We start from the raw sequence: 24,158 nt of genomic DNA, 5'->3' as shown, positions 1-24,158 counted from the left end.
AACTCCCAGCCCGCACCACCCGCACCACCCGCACAACTCACACCACCCGTACGGCCGGTCCGCCCCGTACGGCCGCCGGTCCGCCCCGCACACCCCGCTCCTGACGCCCGCCGCGCCGTGCCCGCCGGACCGTGTCCGTGCCGGTGCCTGAGGGACACTGCCGCGCCCGCCCCCCGGCCCGCACCGCCCGGGGGACCGGATGAGCGGTACGGGCACCGCGGACGGTCCCGCAACACTCCTCGCGGTGGTGCACGAGGTACTCCCGGGCGCGCCCGCAGGCGTCCTCACCCTGGAACTGAGCGGGCTGCCCGACGACGCGCACGCCGAACGGTTCGCCGCGTGGATCGCCGGCCGCCACCGCCGCACCCACCTCGTCCTGGAGGGCCGCGGACCGGGCCGGCACACCCTGCGCCTCCTGCCCGGCACCCCCACGCCCCCCACACCCGACACGCCCGTCACGCCCAACCCGCCCGCCACGGCCCCCGCGCAGCCGGCCCCCGCCCCGCTGCGCCCCGGGCTGCTGGCCGACCTCCTGGGCCCCGGCCCCGCCGCCGGCGACCCCGTGGCCCTGACCGGCTACCAGCGCGAGCTGCTCCTGGACTGCGCCGCCCGCCCTCCCGGCCGGGGCGGCGAACTGGAACAGGTGTACTGGAACTGGTCCGGCCCCCTGGACCGGGACCGCTTCCGCGCGGCCTGGCAGTCCCTGTCCGCACGGGAGTCGGTCCTGCGGGCCGCCTTCGACTGGACGGCGCTGCCCCGCCTGGTCCTGCACCCCCGCGCCACCGTCGACATCACCCACCACCACACCCGCACCGCCACCGCCTGGCAGGACCTCCTCGAAGCCGACCGCCGCCGCGGCCTGGACCCGGCCCGCCCGCCGCTGCTGCGCCTGAGCGTCCTGGAAGGACACCCGGCACAGCCCGCCCGGATCCTGCTGACCTGCCACCGCGCCCTGCTCGACGAACACGCCGTCCACCTCCTGCTCCGCGAGTTCTACCGCGCCTACCTGGCCGGGGGCCGCCTGCCGGGCGGCGAGCGCCGCCCCGACCTGCGCGACCACGCCCGCTGGCTGGCCCGCCAGGACAGCACCGGCGCCCGCGAGCTGTGGACGCGCACCGCACCCCCCGCACGCCCGGCGACCGCGGCCGGCCGCCCCGGCCCCGGCACCGGACAGAGCGGCGCCGGACGCCTGCGCCGCCGCCTCGGCGCACCGCACAGCTCCCGCCTGCGGTCCTGGGCCGCCGACCGGGGCGCCGGCGAGAGCAGCGCCCTGCACGCGGCCTGGGCCCTGCTGCTGTACCGGGCGGCGGCCCGGACCGGCCCCCTGCGGGTGACGTTCGCGGTCCGCCTCCACGGCCGGGACACCGCCCTGCCCGGCGCGGCCGGCCTGCCCGGACCGCCCGCCGGACCCCTGCCGCTGACGGTGCGCGTCGACCCGGCCGCCCCGCTGGGAGAACTCCTGCACCAGGTACGCGACGCCCTCCTGGACCTGGCGGCCTATCCGTGGGTCAGCGCCGACCTCATCCGCGCCTGGACCGGCCGCCCCGGCCCGGCGGCCCCCCTCGCCGAGAGCGCCGTCTCCTTCACCGCCCCGGCCGAACTCCCGCCCGCCGTCAGCGCGGACCTGGCCGCCCGCGGCGTCACCGCCGGCCCGCCGCGCACCGCGGGCACCGCCACCGCCCTGCCCGTCACGGTCGGCGCCCGCCACGAGAACGACGGCGCACTGCTCCTGGACGCCGTCTACGACCGGGCACGCCTGACCGACGCGGACGCCTCCGCCCTCCTGGCCCAGTGCACCGCCCTGCTGCGGGACCTGCCCGGCCTCACCGGCCCCCACTGCACCGTCGGCCGCGCCCTGGACCTCCTCGCCGGCACCGACCCCCCCGCCATGGCCCCCCGCCCGCCCGCACCCCGGCCCCCCGCCCCGGACACGCTGCGCCCGGGGGAGCCCTCGGCCGGCGTGCTCTGCCTGCTCGCGGCCCCCGGCGTCACGCCCGGCGCCTACGCCCTGTTCGCCCGCCGCCACCGGGGCCCCGAGAGGATCGTCGTGCTGGAGTGCCAGGGGCCGCCGTACACCGCCGTCCCCGCGGCGCTGGCCGCCCTGCGGGGGCCCGGCGGGCGGCTGGTGCTGGGCGGCTGCGGCCCCGGAGCGGGGGCGGCGTATGCGCTCGCGCGGCTCCTCGCGGACGCCGGGGGCGCCGCGGTGGGTGTGGTCATGACCGGCCTCGCCGGTCCCGGGGAGAGCGCGGACGCGCTCGCCCGCGGCCTCGCGGCCCTGCCGGCCCGGCGCCCCTGACGCCGCCCGGGCGGCGCCGGGCGGGGGAGGGGCGGGGGATGTTCTAGGCGGCGAAGAGGTCGAAGGTGGAGGTGCGCCGCGGTCCGGCCAGGACGTCCAGGGCGGGGTCGACGGCGAGCATCGCCTGGTGCAGGCGCTGCAGTTGGGGTGAGGGTTCCACGCCGAGGTCTTCTATGAGCCGGGTTCTGAGTCTGCGGTAGACGTCCAGGGCTCCGGCCTGGCGTCCGGCGCGGTAGAGGGCGACCATGATCTGGGAGTGGAGTCCCTCGTGCTGGGGGTGGCGGGCGGTCAGGTCGGCGAGTTCGGCCAGGAGTTCGCTGTGCCGGCCGAGTCTGAGGTCGGCGTCGATGCGGCGTTCCACCGTCACCAGACGGCTCTCCTGCAGCCGCATCACCTCGATGTCGAGGATCGGCCCGACCCGTACGTCGACCAGTGCCGGGCCCCGCCACAGGTCCAGCGCGGCCCGGAAGCGGTCGGCGGAGACCTTGCTGTCCCCGGTCTCGAAGGCGGCCTGGCCCTCGCGCACCAGGCGCTCGTAGTCGTGCACGTCGACGCTGTCCTCGGGGATCTGCAGCAGGTAGCCGCCGTGCCGGGTGGCGAGGACCTCCTTGGCGCCGCCGGGCGCGTCGGGCCCCATCGCGGTGCCCAGGCGGCGGCGCAGCTGGAGGATGTACGTCTGCAGGGTCGTCAGCGCGCTCTGCGGCGGCTGCGTCCCCCAGATCTCCTCCATGAGGGTGGGCACGGGCATGACACGCCCGGGATAGAGCGCGAGAAGCGACAGCACCTGCCTGGGCTTGCCCGCGGTCGGGACGATCGACCCCCCGTTGACCTCGGCACTCAACGGACCCAGCACCCGAATCCTCATGGTCTCCTCCGTACTCGTCGAGTCCCCTGGCTGCTTTTCCCAGATGGCCAGGGAACTGCCCCCGTTGCGGGCACGCTAGCCGGGGTGGACGCCGCCCATCCCCTTCCTGTAGCGGGCCTCAAGTCGCCTTCCAAGCAAAGGCGTTGAGCGGGCGGCTCGGTACGGAACACCCACGGGGCGCAGGCGGGCACACGCGGGTGCGTGCGGGCGGGCGGGCTCACGCGCGGGCACGGCACGGGCGGGCGTGAAGCCGAGCAGGTACGGCGGGTGCGGCGGGCCGGGGGAGCGGCGGGTACGGCGGGTGCGGGGCGAGCGGGCCGGTTACGGCCAGTCGATGCGGCCGGCGGCCGGGACGGCCGCGGGACCGGCCTGCGGGGCGGCGGAGACCGAGGCCGGCGCGACCGGCCAGTCGATGGAGCCGCCGCCGCCGTCGGCGGCGGCCACGCCGTCCGCGGCCAGGACGGCGGCCGTGGCGAGAACGGCGGTGGCGACGACGCGGGCGATGTTCCTCATGGTGACCCTCCAGGGCAACTTCGTGATCCTGCTTGGCAAGTCTTCTGCCAAGAAGACTGGCAACATCCGCTCGGAATTCACTCGTCAATCACTGGAGAAATACTGGAGCGCGGGCCCGGACACCCCCGAAAATGCACCCCCGCCCGCCCCCGGTCCACCCCCTCAACCACCCTGACCAGCAAAGACGTTGACATGCCAGGAGGTGTTCCCGGTATTGCCAGAATGTGCCAAAGGCCCTCCGCTGGAGTATCACCGGAGCGGACATTGCCAAAATCCCCGACGGCTGGGCAATGTATTGCCAAGCGTGATGGCAATACGTGGAACACCGGGGTCGTGGACGTGCCGCGGCCGACAGCGGGGGAGGCCCCTCATGAACGCGCCGACGCACCACGGACAGCGAACGGCCCACCTGGACACCGCGGGCACCGGCCCCATGCCGGCCGCCGTGCGCGCGGTCCTCGCCGACTGCACCGCCCGCGACGACCACTTCGGGACCCGCGCGCTGGAGGAACACCTCGCCGCCGCAGGCGGACCCCCCGTCCGCGAACGCCTCGGCCGCCTCCTGGGCGTACCGGCCGGCGACACCCTCCCGGTCACCAGCGCCGCCGACGCCTTCGACGCCTTCGTCCGCCGCCTGGACCTCGGCCCCCGCGACCGGATCTGGACCACCCCCCACGAGGGCGTCGCCCACCTCACCACCCTGCACGCCCTGCGCGACCGCACCCGCTGCCACCTGGACGTCGTCCCGCTGCGCACCGACGGCGACCTCGACCTGGACTGGATGCGCGCCCGCATCGGCCCCGACGTCGCCCTCGTCAGCGCCGTCCACGTCAGCGCCGCCTGCGGAACCGCCAACCCGGTCGAGGAGATCGGCCGGATCCTCGCCCCCCACCGCGCCCGCTACGCCCTCGACGCCTCCCACTCCGCCGGCCGCATCCCCCTCGACGCCCCCCGCATCGGCTGCGACCTGCTCACCGCCGACGGCTGGAGGTTCCTGCACGGCCCGCACGACACCGGGTTCGCCTACACCCGCCCCGGAGCCCTGACCACCCCCACCGCACCCGCCCCCGCCCCCGCCTGCGGCCGGCCGGCCGGGCCGGCGCCCGCCGCCGTCGCCGCGCTGAACACGGCCCTGGCCCACCACGCCGCGGCGCCCCCGCCCGGCGAGGACCTCCTGCCGCGGCTGCACGCCGTCCTGGAACGCACCCCGGGCATCGAACTCCTCCCGGCGGGCCGCGACCGGGCCGGCATCCTGGCCTTCCGCCACCACGAGGTCCCCGCCGCCCGCCTGCGCCGCGCCCTGGCCCGCCACGGGGCCGTCCTGGCCAAGACCGTCGCGCAGGAGCACCCGCTCCACCCGGCCGCGGACGGCGGCCCCGCCGTCCGCGCGTCCGTCGCCACCCGCACCACCGCGCAGGACGTCGACCACTTCGCGCGGGCCCTGAGGGACGCCCTGCGCGAGGAACGGCGCCGCCCGGCCCCCCCGGCCCCCGGGCCGGCCCTCGCCGCGGCAGCGGCCGGCGGCGGCTCCGGGCGGCCGTCCCCGTACGCGGTGCGCACGGTCCGGCGCGGCCACCTCACCCTGCACCGCGCGACCTGAGCCCCCGCCGCACCCCCCGCCGCGCACCCCCCCTCAGCCACCCCGAAACCGCCGAACGGGCGGCCGCCCCGGCCGCCCGTTCGACCGAACAGCCGACCGCGGGGCCGACCAACCCCCTTCTCGTGCCGGGCTCGAGCGGACTTCCACGACGTCTTGAGCCCCGCGCGCGACGGTGGCCGGATCCGGCCCCAGACCTGGAGGAGCCACATGACCACGAGCGACGCGCCACCCCTGCCGGTCCTGGACCGCGCGGCCGAACTCGCCGGCATCAAAGCCCTGGCGCTGGCCGGCCCGGACGTGCGGGCCACCGAACGCCAGCACGCCAAGGGCAAGCTCACCGCCCGCGAGCGGATCGGCCTGCTGCTCGACCCGGACTCGTTCCACGAGATCGAGACCCTGCGCCGGCATCGCGCCAGCGGCCTGGGACTGGAGGACAAACGCCCCTACACCGACGGGGTGATCACCGGATGGGGCACGGTCGAGGGCCGTACCGTCTTCGTGTACGCGCACGACTTCCGGATCTTCGGCGGAGCCCTCGGCGAGGCCCACGCGGAGAAGATCCACAAGGTGATGGACCTGGCCGAGTCGACCGGCGCCCCGCTGGTCTCCCTCAACGACGGGGCCGGCGCCCGCATCCAGGAGGGCGTCTCCGCCCTCGCCGGCTACGGCGGCATCTTCCAGCGCAACACCCGCGCCTCCGGCGTCATCCCGCAGATCAGCGTGATGGTGGGCCCCTGCGCGGGCGGCGCGGCCTACTCCCCGGCCCTGACCGACTTCGTGTTCATGGTCCGCGGCACCTCGCAGATGTTCATCACCGGCCCCGACGTCGTCAAGGCCGTCACCGGTGAGGAGATCACCCACAACGGCCTCGGCGGCGCCGACGTCCACGCCGCGGTCTCCGGCGTGGCCGCCTTCGCCTACGACGACGAGGCGAGCTGCCTGGAAGACGTACGGCACCTGCTGTCGCTGCTGCCCGCCAACAACCGCGAGACCCCGCCGCGCGAACACGGCGGGGACCGGCCCGGCCGGCGCACCGACGCGCTGTCGCGGATCGTGCCCGCCAACCCCCAGCAGGCCTACGACATCCGCAAGGTCATCGAGGAAGTCGTCGACGACGGCGACCACTTCGAGATCCAGCCCGCCTGGGCCACCAACGTGGTGTGCTCCCTGGCCCGGATGGACGGCCACGTCACCGGCTTCGTCGCCAACCAGCCCGCCAGCCTCGCCGGGGTCCTGGACATCCACGCGAGCGAGAAGGCCGCCCGCTTCGTGCAGTTCTGCGACGCCTTCAACATCCCGCTCGTCACCCTCGTCGACGTCCCCGGCTTCCTGCCCGGCGTCGACCAGGAACACAACGGCATCATCCGCCACGGCGCCAAACTGCTGTACGCGTACTGCAACGCCACCGTCCCGCGCATCTCCCTCGTCCTGCGCAAGGCCTACGGCGGCGCCTACATCGTCATGGACTCCCGCTCCATCGGCGCCGACCTGGCCCTGGCCTGGCCCACCAACGAGATCGCCGTCATGGGCGCCGAAGGCGCCGCGAACGTCATCTTCCGCCGGGAGATCGCCGCCGCCGCCGACCCCGACGCGATGCGCGCACAGAAGATCAAGGAGTACACGGCCGAGCTCATGCACCCCTACTACGCCGCCGAACGCGGCCTCGTCGACGACGTCATCGACCCCGGCGAGACCCGCTCGGTCCTCGTCGACGCCCTGGCGATGCTCCGCCCCAAGTACGCCGACCTGCCGTCGCGCAAGCACGGCAACCCGCCCGTATGAGCGCCACCACCGCGGCACACACCGCGGCACACACCGCGGCACACACCGCGGCGCCCACCGCGGCAGAAACCGCGGCGCCCACCGGGGCTGCGGCGGGGGAGGCGGCCACGGGTGCGCCGGCCCCCGCCCCGCCACCCCCCGCCCCCACCCCACGCCTCGCCCCCGCCCCGCCACCCCCCGCCCCCGCCGCCGGTGCGCCGGCGTGGCGGATCACCCGGGGCCGGCCCGCCGCCGAGGAGACCGCCGCCCTCCTGGCGGTCCTGACCGCCCTGCTCGACCGCCCCCCGCCCCCGCCGCCGGCCCCGCGCACCGAACCCTCCGTCTGGGACCGCGCCCCGGCCGCCCCCCGCCCCGGCCGCCCCGGCTCCTGGCGCGGCCGCTGAACCCCGCCCGGCACCCCCCACCCGCCGGACGGCCCCCCGCCCCGCCGCGGACACCCCCGGCGGGGCGCCGGCACGCCCCCGCCCCGCCGCCCCGCCGCCGCCTCCATCCGCCTTCCGCCGCGCCCCGAGTGCCCCCCGGCACGCTCAGAGCGTCCTGGCGACGATGAAGGGATACGAGGAATGACGGTGAAGGCGATCGACAAGGCCCCCGAAAGGCCCGTGGCACTGGTCACCGGGGCCACCAGCGGCATCGGCCTGGCCGTCGCCCGCGACCTGGGCGCCCGCGGGCACCGGGTGTTCCTCTGCGCCCGCACCGAGACCGCGGTCAAACAGACCGTGGCCGACCTGCAGGCCGAGGGCCTCAGCGTGGAGGGCGCCGCCGCCGACGTACGCGACGCGGCCGCCGTACGGGCCCTGGTCGCCGCGGCCGTCGCGGCGTACGGAGAACCCGTCAGCATCCTGGTCAACAACGCCGGCCGCAGCGGCGGCGGCGCCACCGCCGGCATCACCGACGAGCTGTGGGACGACGTCATCGACACCAACCTCAACAGCGTCTTCCGGCTCACCCGCGAAGTCCTCAACAACGGCGGCCTGGGCGCCGAACCCTGGGGCCGCATCATCAACATCGCCTCCACCGCCGGCAAGCAGGGCGTCCTGCTCGGCGCCCCCTACTCCGCCTCCAAACACGCCGTGATCGGCTTCACCAAGGCCCTCGGCAAGGAACTCGCACCCACCGGCACCACCGTCAACGCCGTCTGCCCCGGCTACGTGGAGACCCCCATGGCCGCCCGCGTCCGCAGCGGCTACGCGCAGGTCTGGGACACCACCGAGGAGTACGTGCAGGAGCAGTTCGAGGCGAAGATACCCCTGGGCCGCTACTCCACCCCCGAAGAGGTCGCCGGCCTCGTCGGCTACCTCACCACCGACCTCGCGGCCTCCATCACCGCCCAGGCCCTCAACGTCTGCGGCGGCCTGGGCAACGCCTGAACCCCCGCCCCCCGCACCGCAGTTGCCACCGGGGCACACCGGCAGGCCCGCACGAAGGCCCGCACGAAGGCCCGCGCGGGGGGCATGCGTGAGGGGGCATGCGTGAGGGGCCCCGGACGGCGACCGCCGCCCGGGGCCCCTCACGCACGCCTCACAGCACCGTCGCGGCCCCCGACACGTCCCGCACCACGGCATCCGGCGCGATCCCCGCGGACCGCCAGCCGGCCACCACGCCCGCGTCCACCGGCTCGTCCGCCAGCAGGACGTGCCGCAGCCCGGGCAGGCTCCCCGGCCGCGCCGCCGCCGCCAGCCGCGCGAACGCCGACGGCAGCTGCGTCACCACCGTCACCGCCCGCTCCGCCAGCAGCCGGGCGAGGCCCTGCGCGTCACCCGCCGTGTCCCGGTCCACCACGACGGCGCACCCGCCCGACAACAGCGGACCCCACAGCTCCCGCATGCCCAGATCCAGACTCAGCGAGTGGACCCAGCCCCACACGTCCTGCGGACCCACCCCCAGCACCGGCACACAGCCGTCCACCCACGACAGCACGTCCAGGTGGGTCACCGGCCGCACCGCCACCGCCCGGCCCGGCGCACCGGCCGCCGGCAGCGCCAGGAACGCCGTGTCCGGGGCGACCTCCCGGCGCACCGCCGCCTGCGGCCGGACCGCGATGACGAACCGGCCCGCCTTCGCCACCGGGATCTCGTCCCGCAGCAGCCCGCCGTCCGAAACGACCACCCCGGCCCCCGCGTCACGCATCAAGAACTCCTGCAGCCCCGCGTTGTGCCCGGGCTCCAGCGGCAGCACCGCCGCCCCCGCCCGCAGCACACCCACCACGGCCGCCGCCGCCTCACACGAGCGCAGCACCCGCACCGCGACCGCCCCGCCGGGACCACTGCGCCCCGACAGGCGCCGCGCGATGTCGTCCGCCAGCCACTCCAGTTCCAGATAGGTCGCCCGCCCCTCCCCGTCGAGGGCGGCGACCCGCCCCGGATGGCGTGCGGCAGCGGCCGCGAAACGGATGTCGATCCGGTCCCGGCGCACCGGCCACCCGTCGGCCGGGTCGAGCCCGATCCGTCCGAGCAGACCGGCCAGATCGGCAGACAACTGGTCGAGCTCCGGATGGTCCGGAGTGGCGTTCATACGGCCTCCAGCGAGCGGGTCGGTACTCCGGCGCCGATCGTGCCGCGCCCCACCGGAGAACGGCTCAAGTCTCGCCGTACAGGACCGCTCGGCACCCGGTCGCAACCCGCTCAAGAGCCCCTCGAAGACCGCTCCACGAAGAGTCGAGGACGACTCGGAAGGCTATGGCCCGACCCCGCCGGGCATGCCTACGATTCCCTGGCTCATGCCGAAGCCACACTCTCCCCGTTCGCGCTCCGGGACACCACCCGTAGACGCACGCACATGGAACTGAGCTTTGTGGCTATGGCCCGTCTCACGAGACTGGACTTGACTGTACTCATGACTCAGAACACGCAGATCACCCTCGTCATCGGCGGTCACGGCAAGACCGGCCGCCGCGTCGCCGACAAGCTCACCGCCCAGGGCCGCCAGGTCCGCATCGGCTCCCGCACCGGCGAGCCCCCCTTCGACTGGCACGAGCCCGCCACCTGGGACGCCGCCCTGGAGGGCGTCGACCGCGTCTACGTCACCTACTACCCCGACCTCGCCTTCCCCGGCGCCGCCGAGCAGGTCGGCGCCTTCTCCAAGGCCGCCGTCGCCAAGGGCGCCCGCCGCCTGGTCCTGCTCTCGGGCCGCGGCGAGGAGGCCGCCGAGGTCAGCGAGGACAACCTGAAGGCGTCCGGCGCCGACTGGACCATCGTCCGCTCCAGCTGGTTCAACCAGAACTTCTCCGAGAGCTTCTTCCTGGAGCCCGTACTCGCCGGCGAGATCGCCCTGCCGACCGGGGACGCCGTGGAGGCCTTCGTCGACGCCGACGACATCGCCGACGTCGTCGTCGCCTCCCTCACCGACGACAAGCACATCGGCAAGACCTACGAACTCTCCGGCCCCCGCCTGCTGAGCTACACCGACGTCGCCGCCGAACTGTCCAAGGCCACCGGCCGCGACATCAAGTACATCTCCGTCACCAACGAGGAGTACCGCGCCGTCCTGCGCGAGAACGACCTCCCCGAGGAGTTCGCCGACCTGTTCACCATGATCCTCGACGGCCGCAACGCGCACCTGGTGCACGGCGTCGAGGAAGCCCTGGGCCGCAAGCCCAAGGACTTCGCGGAATTCGCCCGCGACGCGGCCGCCGCGGGAGTCTGGAACGTCTGACCACCCCACCGCCGGCACCGCCGGCAGCACCCCCGTCACTCCCTGACCGGGCGGCGACTCTGGTACGGCCGCCGCCCGGTGCTCGGAAACGACCCCCCGGGGGGACGCACCCGCGCACCGCGCACGACCGACCGGCAGGAGGCTGCCATGCCCGCACCCAAGTCGTTCTCCAGCGAACACGGCCTGGAATCACTGCCCCCCTACTTCCACGGCTTCGCCCTCATGCACATCGCGATGCGGCGCGACGCGGCCCGGCTGCGCACCGCCGCCCCCGCGTGGAACACGGCGGGCGAGCCCTGGTGGCAGCGCCTGCGCGAGACCATCGAATGGCACCACACCAGCGAGGACGACGTCCTGTGGCCGGGACTGCGCCGCAAGGACCCCGACTTCGACGCCCAGGCCCGCGAACTCCACGAGGACCACGAGGAACTCGACGCCGCCATGGACGCCGTGTCCACCGCCATCGCCCACCGCGGCGACGGCCTGGTCCGCGCCTCCCACACCTTCGAGTCGGTGCTCCGCGACCACCTCCGCGACGAGGAACGCATCATCTTCCCCGTCTTCGAACGCCTCGGCGAACGCGCCTACCTCGCCGAGGAACGCAAAGTCGTCGCCAGCGCCCCGATGCGCGTGATGACCCACCTGCAGCCCTGGATGTTCGACGGCGCACCGCGCCGCTCCGTCGCCCACGTCTCCGCCACCATCCCGCCGCCCGTCCGCCTGATCGGGGCGACGCTCCTGCACAAGCGCTACCAGCGCACCCTGAAGGGAATCCTGAAGTGACAGCCACGACCACCCAGTCCGTCACCCTGGTCGCGGCGACGGTCGGCACCGGACTGATGGCAGGCCTCTACTTCGCCTTCGACATCTCCGTGATGCCGGGCCTGGGCCGCGGCGACGACCACACCTACGTCACCGCCATGCGCAACATCAACGAGGCCATCGACAACGGCCTGTTCGGCCTGCTGTTCCTCGGCGCGTTCCTCGCCACCGGCGTCGCCGCCGTCCAGCAGCAGCGCGGCGGCCGCCCCGACGCCGCCCGCTGGGGCTGGGCCGCCTTCGCCCTCTACGGCCTCTCCCTGGCCGTGACCGCCGCCGTCAACATCCCCCTGAACAACCAGCTCGCCCGCGCCGGAGCCGACGCCGCCGCCGCCCGCAGCCGCTTCGGCGGCCGCTGGGCCACCGGCAACCTCGTGCGCACCGTGGCCTGCACGGCGGCCCTGGCCGCCCTCGGCCGCGCCCTGACCCTCCACGGCCGCGGATCGGCGTAACCCCCGCACTGCCCGCCGGCGCCCCCACGCCGCCGCGGCCACCGCACCACCCCCGTGAACGGCGCCCGCTCTCTATTCTCCGTCCCCCGCGGGAGAGCGGGCGCTTCGCCGTTCCCCCGGAGAGGATGTACGCATGGACACGCTGACCGGCCTCCTCGAAGGCCCCAAAGCCCGGGGCGCCTTCCTCCTCAAATCCGTCTTCAACCCGCCCTGGTCCCTGCGCGTCGAGGACCGGGCCCCGCTCTCCGTGGTCACCATGGTCCACGGCGACGCCTGGCTCATCCCCGACCACGGCGACCCCGTCCCCATCCGGCCCGGAGACGTCGCCGTCGTACGCGGCCCCGACCCCTACACCGTCGCCGACACCCCCACCACCCCCGTCCAGATCACCGTCGGCCCCGAACAGCGCTGCAGCACCGAAGAGGGCCAGGACGTCACCGACACCATGGCACTGGGCGTCCGCACCTGGGGCGACACCTTCCAGGACGCCGGCTCCGCCGTCATGCTCAGCGGCACCTACCAGGCCCCCAGCGAGATCGGCCGCCGCCTCCTCAGCGCCCTGCCCTCCCTCCTGGTACGCCCCGCAGAAGCCGCCGACAACACCCTGGTCACCCTGCTCACCTCGGAGATCTCCAAAGACGAACCCGGCCAGGAGATCGTCCTGGACCGCCTCCTGGACCTGCTCCTCATCGGCGTCCTGCGGACCTGGCTCGCCGCCCCCGCCAGCGGCGCCCCCTCCTGGTACCGCGCCCAGGGCGACCCCGTCGTCGGCCCCGCCCTGCGGCTCCTCCACGAGAACCCCGCCCACGGCTGGACCGTCGCCGAACTCGCCCTCAAAGTCGGCGTCTCACGCGCCTCCATGGCCCGCCGCTTCACCGACATCGTCGGCGAACCCCCGGTCGCCTACCTCACCGGCTGGCGCCTCGCCCTCGCCGCCGACCTGCTGCGCGAACCCGACGCCACCGTCGCCACCGTCGCCCGCCGCGTCGGCTACAGCTCCGCCTTCGCCCTCTCCACCGCCTTCAAACGCGTCCGCGGCGTCAGCCCCCAGGAATTCCGCACCGGCACCGGACCCGACACCCCCCGGGAAGCCCCCCGCACCCCGCGCACCGTCGTCCTGCCCGCCCCCTGACACCGGCACCGGACCGCACGGACCCGCACGGCCCGCCCGCTACCGGGCGGGCCCGCGGACCACCGCCGTCAGCACCAGCCCGCCCCCCGCCAGCCACCGGCCCTCGTACACCGGGTCCACCGGCGCCGCGACCGGCGGCCGCATCGTCACGGCGAACGTCCCCGCCGGGGACAGGACCAGCGAAGCGTCACGGAACCCCAGCCAGAGCCCCGTCGCCGGATACCACGCCTTGTACGCGGCCTCCTTCGCGGAGAAGAACACCCGCTCCCACGGCAGCGAGGGGTCCGCCGCGGCCAGCACCGCCAGATGCGCACGCTCCGCCGAGGACGCGATCAGCCCCAGCACCCCGGCCGGCAGCGGCCCGGCCGGCTCCGCGTCGATCCCCACCGCCGACGCCACCGACGCCGGGGCCGCCACCGCCGCCCGGTAGCCCTCGCAGTGCGTGATGCTCCCCACCACCCCCGCCGGCCACCCCGGCGCACCGCCCGCCCCCGGCAGCATCGCCACCGGACGCCGCCGCAGCTGCGCCAGACACCGCCGGGCACACGCCCGCGCCGTCGCGAACTGCCGCCGCCGGCCCTCCCGCCGGCCCTCCATCACGGCCGCCTCCGCCGCGAACAGCACAGCGGGCGCCGCGTCGTCGAAAGCCTCCGACGACGTGACGCCCGGGGGGAGGAGTTCCTCGATCATCGCGAGGCGAGCTCCGACACGGCCGCGACCGCCACCAGCGGACGCTCCAGCGGCAGCATGTGCCCCGCACCGGGAACCCGCTCGAACCGCGCACCCGGCAGCGCCTGCGCCAGGGCCTCGGCCAGCTCGACGCCGATCACCTTGTCGCCCTCGCCGTGCAGCACCACCGCCGGGACGCTCACCGACTTCAGCGCCTCGCGCACGTCCCAGCCCCGCGTGCAGCGGAAGAAGTCCGCCCGCACCCGCGGCACGGTCGCCGCGAACAGCTGCCGGTTCACCTCCAGCACCACCGGATCCACCCCCTTGCCCATCGTGGAACCCAGCAGCTTCCCGCCCAGCCACGGCCGGCGCAGCGCCCACGAGAACACCGGGTTGCCCATCATCTTCACCTCACTGTCCGGGGTGTCCTGACCGTGCGCCGCCGTCCCCAGCAGCACCAGACCGCGCAGCCGGCCCGCCGACGGCGACGTCGCCGCGTACGCCAGGGCGGCGAACCCGCCGCCCGAATGCCCCACGACCACCGCCTCCCGCGCACCCGTCTCGCCCAGCACCGACGCCAGGTCCGCACCCAGCCGCTCCACCGACACCGGCGTACGGCCCAGCGTCGACGCACCGTGCCCGCGCTGGTCGTACAGCACCACCCGGTGCCCGGCCCTGATCAGCCGGTCCGCGACCGTCCCCCACGCCCTGCGCGAATGCGCCCAGCCGTGGACCAGCACCACGTCACCCGCCGCCGCCGGACCCGCCAGCGGCGCCAGCACCGTCACCGCCAGCTCCGCACCGTCGTCCGTACGGACCGTCACCTCGTGCGTGACCTCCGCAGCCGTACTCACCGCCGCACCCCCGACAGCCGCCGGTTCAGCGACTCGAACGCCGCCAGCGTGCCCTTGGAGTGCTCCGCACCCAGGTCCGCGACCTTGGCCAGCACCTTCAGCCAGCCGTGCGGACTGCCCGTGAAGTGCATCGCGATCCGCGTCCGCCCGTCCGCCAGCGGCTCCAGCACGAAACTGCCCGGACCGCGGAACACCCCCGACACGTACTCGACGTCCAGGCGCCGGCCGCGCTCCACCGCCACCGTCCGCGACGTGAACCGCAGCTTCAGACCACCCTTGTCAAAACCCCTGGTGTGCACCGTCACCCCGACCTCGCCGCCCACCGCGTCCGGCGCACCGGACACCGCGGTGAACGTGTTGTGCGGCACCCACCACTGCTTCGCGCCGCGGAACTCCGAGACCAGCGCCTCCCAGACGTCATCCGCCGGGGCGTCGATCACCGCCTCGTCGATCAGGTCGTACGTCGTCATCTCCAGACCTCCAACTCGCAACAGGGGGACAAAAAGACAGGCGGCGGGGACGGGGATGCCTCACCCCGCCCCCGCCGCCGGGACCACACGGCCGCCCGCGCCGCCGCGGGCCGCCGCCGGACCGTCAGGCGAAGAAGCCCTGGCCCGGCGTGAACATGCTGTTCGGGTCGTACTTCCGCTTGGCGTTGACGAACCCGCTCCACCGGGTGCCGAAGTGCTTCTTCCAGTCCTCACCCGACATCGGGATCGAACCCACCAGGTAGCGCTTCGCGCCCAGGCCCACCGCGATGTCGTACAGCCGCCGGTTCTGGTCGATCATGCCCTGGATGTTCGGCTCACCCGGGTTCGGGAACCGCAGCAGGTCGAACAGGTAGACCACCGACTCGTTCGGCATCACCGCCAGCGGCCGCTTGATCTTCGAGGAGTGGAACGGGTAGAAGAGCAGGAACCCGCCGCCCAGCGAACTCGCGTCCAGCTCCTGCTCCACCAGCTTCATGAACGCCTTCGTCTTCGAGGCGGGCAGGAACATGCTCAGCCACGGCTTGGGCGTGTACCAGTGGCCGCCCTCCTTCAGGTACGCCTCGTACGCGTCGAGCCGGAACATGTAGTCCCGGTACGTCACGTCCTCGATGACCGCCTCCGCCCGCACGTCCTTCAGGTCGCACAGCAGCCGCGTCCGGTTCGGCGGCGTCGTGTTGTACGTCGCCCCGACCTCCAGCTTGTACCGCCAGCCCGAGTTGTCGGGAGTCCGCTGCATCTCACCCGCGTGGACCTCGAACCGGCCGTCGGCCAGCACCCGCTCGGAATCGATCAGGTACTGCTCCACCGTGTTGTAGTACAGGCTGAAGATGACGGCCCGCTTCGGCGCCGGAATCAGCCTGACCTTGGCCCGCACGATGATGCCGACCTGACCGCCGCCCGACAGCGCCGCGTTGAACAGGTCCGGGCGCACCGACGCCGTCGCCGTCACCAGCCTGCCGTCACCCGTCACGATGTCGATCGACTGCACCGTGTCGCACAGCAGGCCGTACCGCTGCACGGTCCCGCCGATCCCGCCGATGCTGATCGTCCCGCCCACCGAGATGTACAGGTAGTCGGGCAGCGCCGGCGGCGTCTTGCCCACCTGCAGCGTGGCGTCGGTCAGCTGACCCCACGTCACCCCGGCCTCGACCACCGCGTGGTCACCGCCGATGGACACGATCCGCGACATGCCCTTGGCGTCGATCGAAATGCCGCCCGGCACCCGCGCCTGGCCGTACACCGAGTGCGACTCGATGTCGTCACCCGTACCGCCCTGACCGTTGACGGCGACCTTGATGCCGTTGGCACGGGCGTAGTTGACGATCGTCACGATGTCCTCGACACCGCCGGGACGCAACACCGCCCACGGCTTGCTCGGCGCACCGTCGAAGAGGTGCCCGAAGTCGTTGGCGAAGGCGTCCACCGTGGCCGGTGTCGTCTCCAGGGTGCCGGTCAGGCCCGGCACCGGAACCACGTCGGGGTTGCCCGCCGCCTCGGCGGCGGTCGCCCACGTCTGGTCCACCACGTTCCAGCCGACGACGGCCACGGCCGTCGCCGCCATACCGCCGAGGACCCGGCGGCGGGAGGGCTCGGCGCTCGCGCCGGCGTCGGTTCTTGGGGTGCTGCTCATCTGCGTGCGTCTCCTACTGGTGAGGTACCGGCTGGGTGCTGCGCACCCGGGAAGCGAGCTGGTACTCGCTCAGGTCCAGGCGCTTGGTGCCGCGGCGGAAGCGCCAGGTGTACGTCGGGAAGATCGACGTGTTGCGGCCGTTCGCGTCGAGGTACCAGCTCTTGCAGCCGCCCGACATCCACACCGTGCCCGCCAGATGCCCGTCGAGCTTGCGGTTGTAGGCGTCCTGCGCCTCCCGGCGCACCTCGATGCTGGCCAGGCCCCGCTTCTCGGCCTGCTGCAGCGAGTCCACGACGTACTGGACCTGCGCCTCGATCATCACGGTCTGCGAGGAGTGCCCCAGCGCCGTGTTCGGGCCCAGCAGCATGAACAGGTTGGGGAACCCGGCGATCGTGGTACCCCGGTGCGCGGACATGCCGTCCTTCCACGCATCGCGCAGCCGCACCCCGTCCCGCCCCCAGATCCGGCGGGCGACCGGCCGGTCGGTGGCCGTGAAGCCCGTACCCAGGATGATCGTGTCGACCTCGCGCTCCACCCCGTCGGACCCGACGATCGACTTCGCACGGACCTCCGCGATGCCCCCGCTGACGATCTCCACGTTGGGCTGCTGGATCGCCGGGTACCAGGTGTTGGAGAACAGCAGCCGCTTGCACGCCACCAGGTAGTCCGGCGTCAGCCGGGCCCGCAGCGCCTCGTCCGGCACCGACTTCGCCAGGTGGTCGCTCGCCATCTTCTGGACCTTCTCGGCGAGCTTGGGCCGCTTCCAGAAGAACGCCAGGACCTCCCGGCCCCACTGGTTGAAGCCCCGCCGGAACTGCTGGTAGCCCGGCAGCGAACGCAGCATCTTCGTGTGCAGCTCACTGTTGGCCTTGTCGGGCTTGGGCCCGACCCACGGGGGAGTGCGCTGGTAGAGGTCCAGCTGCCCGACCTCCGGCTGGATCGCCGGCACGAACTGGATCGCCGAGGCACCCGTACCGATGACGGCCACACGCCGGCCGGCCAGATCGTGGTCGTGGTTCCAGTTCGAGGAGTGGAAGACCGTCCCCTCGAACCCGTCCAGCCCCTTGATGTCCGGGACCGCCGCCTCACTGAGATAGCCCGTCCCGGTGACCAGGAACTGGGCCGTGTAGCGGCCCTGCGAGGTCTCCACGATCCAGTGCCGCTCGCCCTCGTCCCAGCGGGCGGCCTCCAGCTCGTGCCCGAACCGGATGTGCGGGCGCACCCCGAAGCGGTCGGCGGTGTCCCGCAGGTAGGCGTACAGCTCGTCCCGTGAGGCGAACGTCGACTTCCACTCCGGGTTGCGGGCGAAGGAGAACGAGTAGAGGTGGGACATGACGTCGCACGCACAACCCGGATAGCTGTTGTCGCGCCAGGTGCCACCGACCTCGTCGGCCCGCTCGAACACCAGGAAGTCGTCGATGCCCGACTGCAGCAGCCGGATGGCGGTGCCCAGGCCCGAGAACCCGGTGCCGATGACCGCGACCCGCAGGTGCCGGGTCGGGCCGCGGCCGCCGGGAGCCGGCTCGGTGCCCGTACGTGCCCCGCCGTCCTTGGCCGGCTCGAGAATGCTCGTCACGTCTGGCTCCTTAGCGGCGCGTGATGGTGACGCGGAAGTTGTTGAAGAACTTGTCTTCGAGGGTGTACGCGAAGATGTCCAGGTAGCGCTCGAACCGCGAGACGACCTCCTCGCCCTCCAGGGCCACGGCCTCGTCCCGGCGCTCGGCCAGCAGCACCAGCCACGCCCGGCACGCCATCGCGAACGACTCGCGCTCGTTGACGATCTCGTCGATCTCGAAGAGACCCTCCGCCGCCGCACTCAGCTCGCTCAGGTGCGGGATGTGGCACCCCTCGAACTCCGAACGCTGCAGGAACTTCAGGTCGTCCAGCAGCCCGCGCGTCATCGGCAGCGCCTCGGCCGTCATCGTGTGCAGCACGAACTTCGCACCCGGGTTCAGGGCGTTGGCGACCTGCTGGAAGAAGAACCGGTAGCGCTTGGTGCGCTCCTTCGGCGGCAGGTTGGAGGACACGAAGTGCTCCAGCGCGTTGATGCAGAACGCCGCGTCGTACTTCTCGCTGTCGTCGGCGACCTTGTAGTCCGCCCAGCTCTGCACCAGCGTGGTGATCCGCGGGTTGTCCAGGCCGGCGATGAACGCCTCCTGGGTCCGCGACAGCGTCAGGCCCACGGCCTGCCCCGCACCGTGCACGGTGGTCAGGCGGTTGAGCATCGTGCCCCAGCCGCAGCCGATGTCCAGGACGCGCCCGGTGGCCGGGCTGACGCCTGCGAGCTCGGCGAACTTGTCGAGCTTGCGGTACTGCGCCTCGTCGAGCGCGGCGTTGAGGTCCTCGCCGGGCTCCCAGTAACCGCCGGAATACATCATCGAGGGGCCCAGCAGGAGCCGGTAGAAATCGTTGCTGACCTCGTAGTGGTGCCTGATCGCATCGACCTCGGGGTCCACCGACTTGGGGGCGACCGTTGTCATCCTGATCCTCTTTCCTGCGTGTCCGGCGGGCCGTATTTCCTTATTCGCGTCCGAGGAAACCCGATGCCCCGCAAGGCCCGCGCAAGACGGACCGCATTCAAGACAGCAGCCCGTGTTGCGCCTTCCTTGCGGGGGCGGCTATTTCATCGCTATCGAAACCAGACACGCACTGCCGAGTTGCATTGCCGAGAGAGGACCGACCCCATGTCGCTGCCCACCATCGAAGAACTGGCGAGCCAGCTCGAGGCCGTTTCGGGTGCCGCGGAGGTCAGCCCCGACGCCCCGCTCCAGCACATCGCGGACGTCGACTCGCTTGACCTGATGGAGTGGCTGTACGGATTCCAGAACCAGTACCCGCACATCCCGGCCGACGAGTCCCTCTTCGCCGACCTCGACGACACGACGACCCTGCGCGACGTGTACGCGAAGATCGTCGACCTCGTCCCGGCTCAGGCGTAGCGAGGGGTGACGTGACCGGCTTCGACATCACCGGGTGGGGCATGTCCGTACCCGAACGCGTCGTCACCAGTGCCGAGCTCGCGACGCGCTTCGGCGTCGACGAGCACTGGGTCGTCAGCCGCTGCGGCATCCGCGAGCGGCGGGCGGTCAACCCGGGGCAGACCACCGCCTCCCTGGCCGTCGAGGCCGGCCGGCGCGCGCTGGACAAAGCGGGCCTGACCGGCGCCGACATCGCCCACCTCATCGTGGCGACCGCCACACCCGAGCAGCCGTCCCCGGCGACGTCCGCGTTCGTCCACCACGAACTGGGCATCTCCGGGAGCGCACACGACGTCAACTCCGAGTGCGCGGGATTCGTCTACGGGCTGGTGTCCGCGATGGCCCTCATCGCCATCGACCCCCGGCCGATCCTGCTCATCGGATCCGACACCCACACCCTGACGGCCAACCCGGCCGACCGGGACCTGTCCATCCTCGTCGGCGACGGCGCGGGCGCCGTCGTCCTCCAGCCCGGCCCCGAGAACCGCGTCAAGGCGTGGAACCTGGGCGCCGACGGCGCCTGCACCGGCTCCCTGAAGGTCCTCGCCGGCGGCAGCCGGATGCCCACCACCCAGGAGACCCTGGACGCGGGCCTGCACTACGCGCAGATCAACGGCAACGAGATCTACCTCAACGCCGTCCGCTACACCGTGCGCACCGTCCGCGAGACGCTGGAGAGCGCCAAGGTCGACGCGGCCGACATCGACCACGTCGTACCCCACCAGGCGAACATCAGGATCATCAACTCGATCCTCTCGCACACCGGGCTGCGGCAGGAGGCTCTGATCACCAACCTCCAGAAGTACGGCAACACGGCCTCGGCGTCGATCCCCATCGCGCTGACCGAAGCCCTCGAAGAGGGCCGCATCAAGGCCGGTGACAAGGTCCTGCTGGCCGGCTTCGGAGCCGGCATGACCTGGGGTTCGATCCTCATGGAATGGGGCGGTGTCGCCGCATGAGCAAGAAGAGCACCGGCCGGCGCCCGGACTCCCCGGTCGCCCTGGTCACCGGCGCGTCGGGCGGCCTCGGCCAGGCCCTGGCACTGGAACTGGACGCGCTGGGCTGCCGGGTCGCCGTCCACTACAACAGCTCCAGGGAGGCCGCCGAGGCCGTCCGGGAAAAGCTGTCCAACCCCTCGGCGCTGGTCACCGGCGACGTCGGCTCGTGGGAGGCCACCCAGGCCCTCTACGAGCAGATCTCCGCCGAACTCGGTCCGGTGGACGTCCTCGTCAACAACGGGGCCATCCGCAAGGACAGCCTCATGGCGATGCAGAACCCCGCCGACTGGGCGCAGGTCATCCAGACCAACCTCATCGGCTCGTTCCACACCGCCCGCGCCTCGGTGCCCTACATGCTGCGCCAGCGGTGGGGCCGGGTGATCAACATCGTGTCGCCCTCCGGCATCATCGCCACCGCCGGCCAGACCGCCTACTCGGCGTCCAAGGCGGGCCTCATCGGCTTCACCCGCACCCTCGCCGCGGAGTGCGGCCGGCGCGGGGTGACGGTGAACGCGCTGTCACCCGGCTTCATGATCACCGGCATGACGAACACCCTCCCGGACCGGGTGATCGAGGGCATGGAGGACAAGGCCCCCATCCCCCGCTTCGTCACCGTCGAGGAGGTCGCCCGCAGCGCCGGCCTCTTCCTCGACCAGGACTGCATGACCGGCCAGGTCATCAGCATCGACAGCGGCGTGTCCATCACCTGACCCCCGCCGCACCCCCGGCCCCGGCCCCCCACCCCCCAGGGAGGCCGGGGCCGCCCCACGCCCCGGCCCGTACCGCCCGTACCGCCCGTACCGCACCGGCGTACGGGCGTACGGGCGTACGGACGTACGGGCATGCCCGCATACGGGCCCGCCGGCGCAGAGGCAGGCCGGCCCCGGCAGCCGCCCGCCGGCCCCGCCGCCCCGGCCCGCACCCGCGTCCGGGCGCGCGAAGGCCGCCGCCGCGCAATCCGCGGCGGCGGCCCCACCCGTAGGACCGCTCAGGCGGCGGGGGAGGAGCGCACCGGGTGCGTCACGCACCCGTGGTCCGCCAGCGAGCACGGCCGCGGCGCCGGCGCCCGGTGGTCCACCTCGAACACCCCCATCAGCACCGGGTCCAGACACGTGAACGACCGCAGCGCCGGCCGCGGCTCCGGCGTGCGCAGCAGCTCCAGGTACGCCGCCTCCGTCTCCGGAGCCGGATCGATGCCCAGCTCCTCCGCCAGGACCTCCCTCAGCTGCTGGTAACTGCGCAGCGCCTCCGCCCGGTTCCCGGCCCGCGTGTGCGCCGCCATCCGGCAGCGGTAGGCGCTCTCCCTAAACGGCGCCCGGCGCACCGCCTCCTCCGCGTACCGCAGCGCGTGGTGCTCGTCACCCAGCGCCGAGGACGCCAGGCTCGCCGTCTCCAGCGCCTTCAGCCGCAACTCCTCCAGCTGCTCGCGCATCGCGTTGACCCACTCGCCCTCGTGCGAGGGCAGGAACGAGCCGCGCAGGTTCGACACCGCGCCGGCCGCCAGCTGCTGGGCCACCGCGAAGGCGCCCTCCGCGTACGCCTCCGACGCCTCCGCCACCGCGATCTCCGCGCACTCCACGTCCACGGCCGCGTCCTGCGGGACCCGCAGCAGGTACCGGCCGCTCTGCGCGACCAGCGGAATCACCCCCGGCTGGTCCTGCGGCGTCGAGACGAACGTACGCACCCGGCTCACCAGGCTCCGCAGCGCCGACGCCCAGGTGTCCGGCAGCCCCTCGGGCCACACGGTCTCGGCCAGCTGGTCGCGGTCCGTCCCCCCGTTGCGCTCGATCAGAAGCCGGGCGAACGCCACCTGCGCCTGGGCGCTGGAGAGGTGCCGCGGCGGTGCTCCGTCCGGCTCGATCGTGACAAGACCTATCAGTCTGATCAGCACTATGCACTCTCCGAAACGGTCGGCTTCCGGCCGTGTCCCCCTAGTTCGTGCGATTCAGAGGATACCGGCGGGCCGTCTCCGCATGTCAACAGCGGTCGGCAAACATTTCCCCGCGAATGAAACCCCGGGCCCGGGCGATCCCTTTGCCTCTTCGAGCACGGCTGTAGCCCCGCTGTGGTTCCACTGTGGCCCCGCTCTTGCGCCGCTATTGCGCCCCACGAGCCTTAATGGAATTCCACTAGAGCCCCGCCGGAACAACGGCGGAGTACAGATGGAGTTCCGGGTCCGCCGGACGATCGCGAACGAGGAGAAGAACGTGAACGCATCCGCTGCCTGGAGCCGACTCGAGCCGAAGCTGGCCTACTTCAGGGACCGCGTCCAATCCCTGGAGTACGAGCCCAACCGCAAGAACAGCTTCGTCGCCTACACCGTCGAGCGCGACTCCGCCTACGCGGACCAGGACGGCCAGCGCCTCCTCATGATGTCCGGCTACAGCTACCTCGGCCTGGCCGGCGACGAACGCGTCGTCTCGGCCGCCAAGGCCGCCGTCGACCGCTACGGCACCGGCAACCACGGAGTGCGCGCCCTCGCCGGCTCCACCCCCCTCCACGAGGAACTGGAGGCCGAGGTCGCCAAGTTCGCCGGCCGCCAGCAGGCCCTCGTCTTCGGCTCCGGCTACGCCGCGAACGTCGGCACCGTCGGCGCCCTGGTGGGCCCCGGCGACACCGTCTTCATCGACAAGTACGACCACGCCAGCATCGTCGACGGCTGCAAGCTCTCCGGAGCCACCGTCACCCGCTTCCGCCACAACGACGTCGCCCACCTGGAGCGCCGCCTGGCCGCCGCCCCCGACACCGGCGTCCGCCTCGTCATCGTCGACAGCGTCTACTCCATGGACGGCGACATCGCCCCCCTCGTCGACCTGCGCAAGGTCTGCGACGCTCACAACGCCCTCCTGATGGTCGACGAGGCCCACGCCCTCGGCGTCATCGGCGCCACCGGCAAGGGCATCGAGGAGCACTTCGACTACGAGGTGAGGGTCGACGTCAAACTCGGCACCCTCTCCAAGGCCATCCCCTCCATGGGCGGCTGGGTCGCCGGCTCCGCCGAACTCATCCACCACCTCAAGTACGCCGCCCGCCCCTTCCTCTTCTCCGCCGCCCTGGGCCCCGCCCAGTCCGCCGCCGCCCTGGAGTCCCTGCGCATCCTGCAGCGCGAGCCGGAGCGCGTGGAGTTCATCCAGCGCGAGTCCGAGCGCTTCCGCACCACCCTCCACGACGCCGGCATCAGCACCGTCGACAGCGAGACCGCCGTCGTCCCCGTCATCGCCGGCTCCGACACCGCCGCCTACGACTACGCCACCGTCTGCCGCAAGAACGGCGTCATCGGGCTCCCCGTCGTCACCCCGGCCGTCCCCAACGACCTGGCCCGGCTGCGCATCGCCATCACCGCCGCCCACACCAAGGCCGACCTCGAGTTCGCCGCCGAGGCCTTCATCAAGTCGGCACGCGAGTGCCGCATCATCTGACGCCCC

At 73.2% G+C, this 24,158-nt stretch carries 23 protein-coding genes; 13 read left to right on the top strand and 10 right to left on the bottom strand.

The annotated features are described in order from the left end of the window. Positions 1–244 precede the first annotated feature (244 nt). Positions 245–2,296 (top strand): condensation domain-containing protein, encoded by a 2,052-nt coding sequence (locus ACFWW8_RS32910; protein WP_386534984.1) that lies wholly within the window; start codon positions 245–247, stop codon positions 2,294–2,296. Between the two features lie 43 nt (positions 2,297–2,339). On the opposite strand, the gene ACFWW8_RS32905 is transcribed toward ACFWW8_RS32910, so the two are convergent. Together ACFWW8_RS32905 and ACFWW8_RS32900 are read right to left on the bottom strand one after the other, a co-directional pair. Further along, positions 2,340–3,161: a BTAD domain-containing putative transcriptional regulator gene (locus ACFWW8_RS32905; RefSeq protein WP_386534981.1), complete on the bottom strand. Its 822-nt coding sequence runs from the start codon at positions 3,159–3,161 to the stop codon at positions 2,340–2,342. A gap of 321 nt (positions 3,162–3,482) precedes the next feature. Then, entirely contained in the window at positions 3,483–3,674 is a 192-nt protein-coding gene (locus tag ACFWW8_RS32900) for a hypothetical protein (protein WP_386534979.1), read from the bottom strand. A 370-nt stretch (positions 3,675–4,044) separates the two neighbouring features. Between ACFWW8_RS32900 and ACFWW8_RS32895 the strand changes: the two genes are divergently transcribed. The 4 genes from ACFWW8_RS32895 (at position 4,045) to ACFWW8_RS32880 (ending at position 8,426) form a co-directional block, all read left to right on the top strand. Next, positions 4,045–5,274 carry an aminotransferase class V-fold PLP-dependent enzyme gene (locus tag ACFWW8_RS32895; protein ID WP_386534977.1) on the top strand — a complete coding sequence of 410 codons (1,230 nt, stop codon included), beginning with the start codon at positions 4,045–4,047 and terminating at the stop codon, positions 5,272–5,274. Positions 5,275–5,481: 207 nt separating this feature from the next. Then, positions 5,482–7,056, top strand: a complete 1,575-nt coding sequence (locus ACFWW8_RS32890) for an acyl-CoA carboxylase subunit beta (protein ID WP_386534975.1) — start codon at positions 5,482–5,484, stop codon at positions 7,054–7,056. Beyond that, entirely contained in the window at positions 7,053–7,439 is a 387-nt protein-coding gene (locus tag ACFWW8_RS32885) for an acyl-CoA carboxylase epsilon subunit (protein ID WP_386534974.1), read from the top strand. Before ACFWW8_RS32890 ends, ACFWW8_RS32885 begins: the two co-directional genes overlap by 4 nt. A 180-nt stretch (positions 7,440–7,619) precedes the next feature. After that, positions 7,620–8,426 (top strand): SDR family NAD(P)-dependent oxidoreductase, encoded by an 807-nt coding sequence (locus ACFWW8_RS32880; RefSeq protein WP_386534971.1) that lies wholly within the window; start codon positions 7,620–7,622, stop codon positions 8,424–8,426. 151 nt (positions 8,427–8,577) lie between these two features. Here ACFWW8_RS32880 and ACFWW8_RS32875 read toward each other — a convergent pair whose 3' ends face one another. Continuing rightward, on the bottom strand, positions 8,578–9,570 hold the full coding sequence (locus tag ACFWW8_RS32875; RefSeq protein ID WP_386534969.1) for an AMP-binding protein: 993 nt from the start codon (positions 9,568–9,570) through the stop codon (positions 8,578–8,580). Between the two features lie 321 nt (positions 9,571–9,891). Here ACFWW8_RS32875 and ACFWW8_RS32870 point away from each other — a divergent pair, with 321 nt between their 5' ends. The 4 genes from ACFWW8_RS32870 (at position 9,892) to ACFWW8_RS32855 (ending at position 13,113) form a co-directional block, all read left to right on the top strand. Continuing rightward, positions 9,892–10,710 carry an NAD(P)H-binding protein gene (locus tag ACFWW8_RS32870; RefSeq protein WP_383923438.1) on the top strand — a complete coding sequence of 273 codons (819 nt, stop codon included), beginning with the start codon at positions 9,892–9,894 and terminating at the stop codon, positions 10,708–10,710. A 147-nt stretch (positions 10,711–10,857) separates the two neighbouring features. Beyond that, a complete protein-coding gene (locus ACFWW8_RS32865; protein ID WP_386534966.1) occupies positions 10,858–11,493 on the top strand; it encodes a hemerythrin domain-containing protein in 636 nt (211 codons plus the stop codon). Continuing rightward, positions 11,490–11,981: a DUF1772 domain-containing protein gene (locus tag ACFWW8_RS32860; protein ID WP_386534964.1), complete on the top strand. Its 492-nt coding sequence runs from the start codon at positions 11,490–11,492 to the stop codon at positions 11,979–11,981. The genes ACFWW8_RS32865 and ACFWW8_RS32860 overlap by 4 nt, the downstream gene beginning before the upstream one ends. A gap of 133 nt (positions 11,982–12,114) precedes the next feature. Continuing rightward, on the top strand, positions 12,115–13,113 hold the full coding sequence (locus ACFWW8_RS32855; RefSeq protein ID WP_386534961.1) for an AraC family transcriptional regulator: 999 nt from the start codon (positions 12,115–12,117) through the stop codon (positions 13,111–13,113). A 39-nt stretch (positions 13,114–13,152) separates the two neighbouring features. Here ACFWW8_RS32855 and ACFWW8_RS32850 read toward each other — a convergent pair whose 3' ends face one another. The 6 genes from ACFWW8_RS32850 to ACFWW8_RS32825 form a co-directional block, all read right to left on the bottom strand. Continuing rightward, the gene (locus ACFWW8_RS32850; protein WP_386534959.1) at positions 13,153–13,803 is read right to left on the bottom strand and encodes a 4'-phosphopantetheinyl transferase; all 651 of its coding nucleotides are present in this window, start codon (positions 13,801–13,803) and stop codon (positions 13,153–13,155) included. Beyond that, on the bottom strand, positions 13,800–14,636 hold the full coding sequence (locus ACFWW8_RS32845) for an alpha/beta fold hydrolase (protein ID WP_386534956.1): 837 nt from the start codon (positions 14,634–14,636) through the stop codon (positions 13,800–13,802). Before ACFWW8_RS32845 ends, ACFWW8_RS32850 begins: the two co-directional genes overlap by 4 nt. After that, positions 14,633–15,106: an SRPBCC family protein gene (locus tag ACFWW8_RS32840; RefSeq protein ID WP_386534955.1), complete on the bottom strand. Its 474-nt coding sequence runs from the start codon at positions 15,104–15,106 to the stop codon at positions 14,633–14,635. The genes ACFWW8_RS32845 and ACFWW8_RS32840 overlap by 4 nt, the downstream gene beginning before the upstream one ends. A gap of 124 nt (positions 15,107–15,230) precedes the next feature. Further along, the gene (locus ACFWW8_RS32835) at positions 15,231–16,757 is read right to left on the bottom strand and encodes an FAD-binding protein (protein WP_386534952.1); all 1,527 of its coding nucleotides are present in this window, start codon (positions 16,755–16,757) and stop codon (positions 15,231–15,233) included. Between the two features lie 13 nt (positions 16,758–16,770). Beyond that, positions 16,771–18,333, bottom strand: coding sequence for a flavin-containing monooxygenase (locus ACFWW8_RS32830; protein WP_386534950.1), 1,563 nt, complete (start codon positions 18,331–18,333; stop codon positions 16,771–16,773). A 10-nt stretch (positions 18,334–18,343) separates the two neighbouring features. Beyond that, entirely contained in the window at positions 18,344–19,237 is an 894-nt protein-coding gene (locus ACFWW8_RS32825) for a class I SAM-dependent methyltransferase (protein ID WP_386534947.1), read from the bottom strand. 204 nt (positions 19,238–19,441) lie between these two features. Between ACFWW8_RS32825 and ACFWW8_RS32820 the strand changes: the two genes are divergently transcribed. The 3 genes from ACFWW8_RS32820 to ACFWW8_RS32810 are packed head-to-tail and all read left to right on the top strand — an operon-like array spanning position 19,442 to position 21,443. After that, positions 19,442–19,696, top strand: a complete 255-nt coding sequence (locus ACFWW8_RS32820; protein WP_030390264.1) for a hypothetical protein — start codon at positions 19,442–19,444, stop codon at positions 19,694–19,696. A gap of 11 nt (positions 19,697–19,707) precedes the next feature. Next, positions 19,708–20,694 carry a 3-oxoacyl-ACP synthase III family protein gene (locus tag ACFWW8_RS32815; protein WP_267727166.1) on the top strand — a complete coding sequence of 329 codons (987 nt, stop codon included), beginning with the start codon at positions 19,708–19,710 and terminating at the stop codon, positions 20,692–20,694. After that, positions 20,691–21,443 (top strand): SDR family NAD(P)-dependent oxidoreductase, encoded by a 753-nt coding sequence (locus ACFWW8_RS32810; RefSeq protein ID WP_386534943.1) that lies wholly within the window; start codon positions 20,691–20,693, stop codon positions 21,441–21,443. The genes ACFWW8_RS32815 and ACFWW8_RS32810 overlap by 4 nt, the downstream gene beginning before the upstream one ends. 278 nt (positions 21,444–21,721) lie before the next feature. Here ACFWW8_RS32810 and ACFWW8_RS32805 read toward each other — a convergent pair whose 3' ends face one another. Next, a complete protein-coding gene (locus ACFWW8_RS32805) occupies positions 21,722–22,624 on the bottom strand; it encodes a BTAD domain-containing putative transcriptional regulator (RefSeq protein WP_386534941.1) in 903 nt (300 codons plus the stop codon). A gap of 316 nt (positions 22,625–22,940) precedes the next feature. Here ACFWW8_RS32805 and ACFWW8_RS32800 point away from each other — a divergent pair, with 316 nt between their 5' ends. Then, entirely contained in the window at positions 22,941–24,152 is a 1,212-nt protein-coding gene (locus tag ACFWW8_RS32800; protein WP_386534938.1) for an aminotransferase class I/II-fold pyridoxal phosphate-dependent enzyme, read from the top strand. Positions 24,153–24,158: the final 6 nt, after the last annotated feature.

Source organism: Streptomyces sp. NPDC058701, assembly GCF_042715295.1.
Classification (GTDB): domain Bacteria; phylum Actinomycetota; class Actinomycetes; order Streptomycetales; family Streptomycetaceae; genus Streptomyces.
This window is presented reverse-complemented; position numbering and strand designations above follow the sequence as displayed.

Coding starts and splice junctions, on each gene's coding strand:
- ACFWW8_RS32840 (WP_386534955.1), bottom strand. CDS start 15,106: ATGACGACGTACGACCTGATCGACGAGGCGGTGATCGACGCCCCGGCG.
- ACFWW8_RS32855 (WP_386534961.1), top strand. CDS start 12,115: ATGGACACGCTGACCGGCCTCCTCGAAGGCCCCAAAGCCCGGGGCGCC.
- ACFWW8_RS32900 (WP_386534979.1), bottom strand. CDS start 3,674: ATGAGGAACATCGCCCGCGTCGTCGCCACCGCCGTTCTCGCCACGGCC.
- ACFWW8_RS32885 (WP_386534974.1), top strand. CDS start 7,053: ATGAGCGCCACCACCGCGGCACACACCGCGGCACACACCGCGGCACAC.
- ACFWW8_RS32820 (WP_030390264.1), top strand. CDS start 19,442: ATGTCGCTGCCCACCATCGAAGAACTGGCGAGCCAGCTCGAGGCCGTT.
- ACFWW8_RS32895 (WP_386534977.1), top strand. CDS start 4,045: ATGAACGCGCCGACGCACCACGGACAGCGAACGGCCCACCTGGACACC.
- ACFWW8_RS32875 (WP_386534969.1), bottom strand. CDS start 9,570: ATGAACGCCACTCCGGACCATCCGGAGCTCGACCAGTTGTCTGCCGAT.
- ACFWW8_RS32890 (WP_386534975.1), top strand. CDS start 5,482: ATGACCACGAGCGACGCGCCACCCCTGCCGGTCCTGGACCGCGCGGCC.
- ACFWW8_RS32870 (WP_383923438.1), top strand. CDS start 9,892: ATGACTCAGAACACGCAGATCACCCTCGTCATCGGCGGTCACGGCAAG.
- ACFWW8_RS32810 (WP_386534943.1), top strand. CDS start 20,691: ATGAGCAAGAAGAGCACCGGCCGGCGCCCGGACTCCCCGGTCGCCCTG.
- ACFWW8_RS32835 (WP_386534952.1), bottom strand. CDS start 16,757: ATGAGCAGCACCCCAAGAACCGACGCCGGCGCGAGCGCCGAGCCCTCC.
- ACFWW8_RS32905 (WP_386534981.1), bottom strand. CDS start 3,161: ATGAGGATTCGGGTGCTGGGTCCGTTGAGTGCCGAGGTCAACGGGGGG.
- ACFWW8_RS32825 (WP_386534947.1), bottom strand. CDS start 19,237: ATGACAACGGTCGCCCCCAAGTCGGTGGACCCCGAGGTCGATGCGATC.
- ACFWW8_RS32865 (WP_386534966.1), top strand. CDS start 10,858: ATGCCCGCACCCAAGTCGTTCTCCAGCGAACACGGCCTGGAATCACTG.
- ACFWW8_RS32880 (WP_386534971.1), top strand. CDS start 7,620: ATGACGGTGAAGGCGATCGACAAGGCCCCCGAAAGGCCCGTGGCACTG.
- ACFWW8_RS32850 (WP_386534959.1), bottom strand. CDS start 13,803: ATGATCGAGGAACTCCTCCCCCCGGGCGTCACGTCGTCGGAGGCTTTC.